This window comes from Colwellia sp. MB3u-55, from assembly GCF_014076785.1.
Taxonomy (GTDB): Bacteria; Pseudomonadota; Gammaproteobacteria; order Enterobacterales; family Alteromonadaceae; genus Colwellia_A.
The window spans coordinates 58,100-64,099 of record NZ_JACGUS010000112.1 but is presented as its reverse complement, the minus strand read 5'-3'; the positions used below and the strand labels follow the sequence as shown (position 1 = coordinate 64,099).

Annotated in this window: 4 protein-coding genes; 2 read left to right on the top strand and 2 right to left on the bottom strand. The window is 35.2% G+C overall.

The genetic code is table 11. The features are described 5' to 3' along the window. The first annotated feature begins 50 nt into the window (after window positions 1–50). Both H4J66_RS09590 and H4J66_RS09585 read left to right on the top strand, forming a co-directional pair. Window positions 51–449, top strand: a complete 399-nt coding sequence (locus tag H4J66_RS09590; protein WP_182173712.1) for a hypothetical protein — start codon at window positions 51–53, stop codon at window positions 447–449. 984 nt (window positions 450–1,433) lie between these two features. Then, window positions 1,434–3,005: an ATP-binding protein gene (locus tag H4J66_RS09585; RefSeq protein ID WP_182173709.1), complete on the top strand. Its 1,572-nt coding sequence runs from the start codon at window positions 1,434–1,436 to the stop codon at window positions 3,003–3,005. Window positions 3,006–3,101: 96 nt separating this feature from the next. Here H4J66_RS09585 and H4J66_RS09580 read toward each other — a convergent pair whose 3' ends face one another. Both H4J66_RS09580 and H4J66_RS09575 read right to left on the bottom strand, forming a co-directional pair. Next, entirely contained in the window at window positions 3,102–3,467 is a 366-nt protein-coding gene (locus tag H4J66_RS09580) for a hypothetical protein (protein ID WP_182173706.1), read from the bottom strand. Window positions 3,468–3,803: 336 nt separating this feature from the next. Further along, window positions 3,804–5,984: a malate synthase G gene (locus H4J66_RS09575; RefSeq protein WP_182173727.1), complete on the bottom strand. Its 2,181-nt coding sequence runs from the start codon at window positions 5,982–5,984 to the stop codon at window positions 3,804–3,806. Window positions 5,985–6,000: the final 16 nt, after the last annotated feature.

Genomic DNA, 6,000 nt, shown 5'->3' with positions numbered 1-6,000 from the left:
AATAAAAATAAAATTAAAAATAAAAATAATAATAATAATAAGGAACGTTAGTGATATCTCTTAATAAAAAGTTGTGGTCGTTTAACTTCGGCTGCCTAATTGCAGGCACGTTTTTTTGGTTAATCAGTTTTGGGGTTTCTGCTCCTATCTCTGAAGTGTTTCATTCTTATCCCGATTTTATACTTAATTATCATGCCGGAGTTGTAACCGCTTTTACCGCATTTTTGTTAACGGGCGCTATTATTTTTATTATGCGCAGCTTGTTCAATGTCTGTGCAAGTGAACATACATTTTGGCTAATGTTACCAAGTTTAGGTTTTATTATTTTAGCGATACTCTTTAGTCAGTCAATATTAATAACCATGCTCTATGCTGCATTTCCAGCATTAATCGTTATCTTAACCAGTGCAATAAAGAGACGGATACCTAAATATAAAACGTTAGCGTAAAGTCCTCAGTTAAGTCTTAGTCGATGATGTTTAATAACGACTGCTCATGTGATGATTTATTTTATTGGTTAATTAATCCTTTAAAAATTATCGAGCATCCTCTGCAGAGACAGTAAACTAGGTTTTACTGTCTCTAATGTTAATGCGTTTACAAAGCACATTAACCAAAATATTACTGCGCCACTGCGTTGATATCTTGATATTAAAAAACCACCAGTAAGTCGACAAACAAAACTATTAACGATACCAGTAGTAAATTCATTACACTAATCCCTGATAATTACCTGCATGAACAATTACCTATTTAAAAATTTGTATTTGTTGTTTGTATTAAAATAATTAACCTTAAATCAGTATTTATGGCTTATTATCGACTGCACAAAGAGATGCTATTACTTTTGGTGTGTTTTTTATATTTATTGTGAAGCTATTGAAAATTTAAAAAACTATATCCATAAGGCGGATATTATTTCTTGTGCTACGCTAAATACACAAGCATTATTTTTTGGGCAATGATTATAAAAAGATCAACATTTAGATATGGTTGGAGCCTATAGACCCAAGATGCGAGAAATTGATAAACTGTGCTTAGTGCGCGCACATTTTTGTCGACTACATGAAACTGGCTATTTAGCGATGCAGTTAAAAGCTAAGGCTCTTCTTGTTGAGTGTATTAATACTGATTAATTTTCGATGTCTAATAAATCTTATTTTGTAGAACATAAGGCGGTAGATATTACTATTTGTAACGCGCTAGTAAAGGTACTAGAAGATATAATCGCAGCGAAATTTTTCGTTGGGTATGTTAATACATCTAAGTCAAACTTTGCTGTTAGAGGTGTTTTTTTAATGCTTATTGATAGGTTTACATAGTTATTTTTATTGACATTAAACAAGATCAATATTTAAATAATGTTATAAAAATTTTTTTAAGTAACACAAATAGTCGTATCTATTTTACTGCTTTTATTGATGGTGTGATAAATGGAAAAATCTGGATCCTTTAATAGTAAGTTAAGCCGTAGAGTACTTATTTACATATTGCTATGTAGTTCGGTATTGTCTATCAGCTCAACTTTTCTGCAATTGTATGTTAACTACAATGAAAGTCTAACGACATTAGATCAAAGATTTAGCAATGTTGAAACAAGTTATCTTCAATCTATATCAACTAGCTTGTGGGATTTTAACGAGCCGTTATTACAACAGCAAATTCAAGGTATTGTAAATTTACCTGATATTAGTCATGTGAAGATTGTCACAGGTTTTGGCAAAACTTATCAGTTTGGTGACGAAAATATCTCAGCTGATAAGGTGGTTGAGTACCCAATATTTTATAGCGAAAATGATATTGGTGTGCTTATTGTGACCGCGAGCTATAAAGATATTTATCAACGATTGCGGCAGCAAGCAGGCTTTATTTTAACAGCCGAAGTGATCAAGATTTTTATCGTGGCGTTTTTTATTATATTCATCGTTCATTGGCTTATCACTCGCCATATTTATCATATTACTTACTACTCGCAACAAGTTGCAGCTGATAAAATAGATACGCCCTTGGTATTAAGCTCTCGTCCAAAAGTCAAAGACGAACTCGATGAGCTTGCCGAAACGATTAATAACATGCGTACCACTTTAAAAAACGATATCTTAAAGCTCGAAGATGCTGAGAATGCGTTAATTAACCTTAACGGCGAACTTGAAGTCAAAGTGTATGACAGAACGGCTAAATTGGCCTCGAGCAACAACCAATTACAACAATCTTTAGATGACTTAACGTTAGCAAAAGATCAACTAGTACAATCAGAGAAAATGGCCTCTTTAGGGCAATTAGTTGCGGGAGTTGCACACGAAGTTAATACACCATTGGGTATATGTGTTACATCGATAACGGCATTAAAAGAGAAGGTCTTGGAGTTAAGCCATTCGGTAGAGACTGAGAATCTGACCAAATCACATTTAACTAAAACCTTGAGTCTGTTGATTGAATATCAGAATATTATTGAAAGGAGTTTAAACAAAGCGGTTGAATTAATCAGAGGCTTTAAATCAGTTGCTGTTGAGCAACATACCGACCCAGAGTTGAAAATTAATTTATTCAGACACGTTAATGATGTTGTTAACACGGTAAAAACCCTGTTTAAACGTAAAAAATATGTCATTAATATAGACGTCGATGAAAAACTTAATTTGCTCACTTATCCAAGCGCATGGAATCAAATTCTGACAAATTTTTTAACCAATTCGCATATTCATGGTTTTGATGAAAGAGAAAGTGGTGAAATCTCAATAAAGTTTGTTGAGGATAATGGCTTTTTAACACTGACCTATAGTGATAATGGTAAAGGACTAGATAGCAGTGTTGTTAATCGAATTTTCGACCCTTTTGTTACAACCAAACGTGGCCAAGGTGGTTCAGGTCTAGGTATGAATATTGTTTATAATTTAGTGGACGCAAAATTAAAAGGCACTATAAAATGCCTAGATACAAAAGTAGGCTGTAGTTTTGAGGTCAGGGTACCGATAAAAGATAAACAAGGTGAACTTGAAGCATAAACCTTATTTATTTGTTAAAAAAAGCCCCTGAGGCTTTTTTTTATTAAGGGCCTAAAATAATCTTTAGGCCCTTATGATTAAAGTCGTTGTTTGATTTTAGTCTATCTTAGATAACTGCTTTAAGGGGATGTCATGAGTGTTATTGATATCATCAACAAATAAGGCGGAAATTAACTGCTGTAATTTATCATTAAAAATAATGGCTAATTCAAAATATCCATTTTTAGTGGTTGTTGTACCCGTGTTAAGTTCTTTTAAGTTATTATCTGGCTTTAACAAGGGTTTTTCTTTTGCGCCACCTTCATCTACCACTTTAGGAAAAACAAACATATAAGTAATAGTCTTTAGCTCTTTTTTCATTTGTGCGTGACTTGATTCTGCTGAAGCAGTTGAAAGTGTACAGCACAATCCAATGATGCTGAATATGGCACTTAACGCTACCGTTCTAATTTGTGATTTCATGTTGCGATCCTCGTCTTATAAATTCACATAGTATTGACTACAAAACTTTTGTATTGAAAACAATGTTACTTGTACTATCTTATTTGATTGAAATTGTAACTATAATGTTTACACCCTAACTATAAATTGTTAAGAAATATATAGCCAACGATATAAGTTCAATGGCTAAAAATTTGAGTTTGATGGGTTTTTAGTATGACTTAACCAAGTGAAATCATCATTAAAAGCGTATCAGTTAGATAGACAGGCAATTGTGGAGGAAAGTTTCATTGCGCTTAAATAAAAAAAGAAATATTAAGATTAATATTTCTTTTTTAGAGGGGGTATTACACGAGATTAACTGAGTTGCTTCACTTTTAGTCGGTAACTATGTAATAAAGGTTCGGTATAACCATTAACTTGTGTTGTGCCTAAAAATACTAAATCACAAGCCGCTTTAAATGCGATACTCTTTTCAAAGTTACTTGCCATTGGTTGATAGTTAGCATCATTTTTATTTTGGCTATCAACAGTTTTAGCCATTTTTTTCAAACTGGCTAACACTTGTTGTTCACTACAAACCTCATGTTTCATCCAATTGGCCATATGTTGACTGGAGATACGTAAAGTTGCTCTATCTTCCATTAAACCGACATCATTAATATCAGGCACTTTTGAACAACCGACACCTTGATCAATCCATCGCACAACGTAGCCTAAAATACCCTGAGCGTTATTATCGAGTTCATCAGAGATCTCCTGTTCACTCCAGTTGGTATCTTTTGCGAGTGGGATTGTTAAGATATCATCTAAGTTAGCCGGAGTACGTAGCATTAACTTTTTCTGAAGCGCGAAAACATTCTCTCTGTGATAATGTAAGGCGTGCAGGGTTGCTGCTGTAGGAGAAGGTACCCAAGCTGTATTTGCCCCTGCTTGTACGTGATTAATTTTAGTGGCTAACATATTCAACATTTGATCAGGAATGGGCCACATGCCCTTACCAATTTGTGCTCTGCCACTAAAGCCACAGGCTAAACCAACATCAACGTTATTGTCTTCATAAGCGCTTATCCAGGGTGTTAATTTGATATCTGCTTTTTTAGCCATAATACCTGCCGCCATTGATGTATGAATTTCATCACCGGTACGGTCTAAAAAGCCAGTGTTAATAAAAACAACACGAGACTTAGCTTGAGCGATACAAGCCTTTAAATTAACGCTTGTACGACGCTCTTCATCCATTATACCCATTTTTATGGTGTTTCTTGTTAATGCTAAAGCATCTTCGACTTGTTCAAATAATGTATTAGCAAAAGCGACCTCTTCTGGGCCATGCATTTTTGGCTTAACAATATAAATTGATTTTTCTGCACTATTACAAAATGACTTGGCATCGGCAGTTTGTTGTAAATTAAGGCTAGCGATTAGTGAGGTTACCATGGCATCAATAATACCTTCTGGCACTTCCGAGCCATCAGCTAATAATATGGCATTGTTCGTCATTAAATGCCCAACATTACGGACAAACATTAAACTACGGCCTTTTAGCGTTAAGTTCGCGCCATCAGTTTGATGATACTGTCTGTCAACCGCCATAGTGCGCTGAATAGTTTTACCATTTTTGACTAAGTCAGTGGTTAAGTTACCTTGCATTAACCCCAACCAGTTTTTATAAGCGACCACTTTATCATCGGCATCAACCGCTGCGACAGAGTCTTCACAATCCATAATGGTCGTTAAAGCCGACTCAAGTGTGATGTCAGAAATGCCTGCATTATCGCTTTTTGCAATAACATTATTATTATCAAAGTTAATTTCAAAGTGTAAACCATTATGTTCAAATAATAGCGCGGTCGGGGCATCTACTGTGCCTTGATAACCTTTAAAAGCATCGCCGTTTGCAAGTTTAACGGTTTCGCCACTTTCAAGTGTAACCGTTAAAAAAGCATCAGATACGTTGTAGTGCTTCGCTTGGACGTGGCTGCCAGCAGTTAATGGAATACTTTTATCTAAAAATTGTCGGGCAAATTCAATAACTTTTTGACCACGAACAGCGTTATAGCCACCAGCGTTTTCAGCCCCATTTTCTGCAGAAATAACGTCGCTACCATAAAGGGCATCATACAAGCTTCCCCAACGAGCATTGACAGCGTTAATGGCAAACCTAGCGTTCATTATTGGTACCACGAGTTGTGGGCCCGCCATCGTTGCTAACTCAGCATCTACATTTTCGGTTGTTATGGCAAAGTCTTCAACCTCAGGTACCAGGTAATTGATGTCTTTTAGAAATTTTTTGTATGATGAGAAATCGAAGTTATCGGCAAAGTTATTCTGGTGCCAGCTATCTATTTTCGTTTGTAAATCATCACGTGTTGCTAACAAGGCTTTATTAATAGGTGTTAATTTTTCAATGATTGTTGAGAAGTTTTGCCAAAAGTCAGTTGGTGAAATTAGGCTATGAGGAAGTACATCCTGTTCAATAAATTGATGTAAACATTGCGCTACTTGGATATTTTGGATCTTTATGTACGGGTTCATCATGTTTCCTCTTGTG